1 protein-coding gene is annotated in these 331 nt (G+C 62.5%); it reads left to right on the forward strand.

From position 1 onward, the window contains the following. The coding region (locus QWI17_RS09105; RefSeq protein ID WP_302722197.1) for an ABC transporter transmembrane domain-containing protein at window positions 1-331 on the forward strand (331 nt) is incomplete at both ends.

Here is a 331-nt window from a genome sequence, read left to right on the forward strand (position 1 = left end):
AACCCTCAGCCGCTTCCTGGTGGCCATGCTCACCTTGACCGGCACGGCCGCCATCCTGATCTGGATGCACTGGCAACTGGCGTTGCTGATCCTGCTGTTCAACCCGCTGGTGATCTACTTCACCGTGCAGTTGGGCAAACGCGTCAAGCACCTCAAAAAGCTCGAGAACGACAGCACCGCGCGGTTCACCCAGGCCCTGGCGGAAACCCTCGATGCGATACAGGAAATACGCGCCGGCAACCGCCAGGGCTATTTCCTCGGCCGGCTGGGCCTGCGCGCCCGCGAAGTGCGCGACTATGCCGTCGACTCGCAATGGAAAAGCGACGCCAGT

The sequence above is a fragment of the Gilvimarinus gilvus genome, from assembly GCF_030518155.1.
Classification (GTDB): domain Bacteria; phylum Pseudomonadota; class Gammaproteobacteria; order Pseudomonadales; family Cellvibrionaceae; genus Gilvimarinus; species Gilvimarinus gilvus.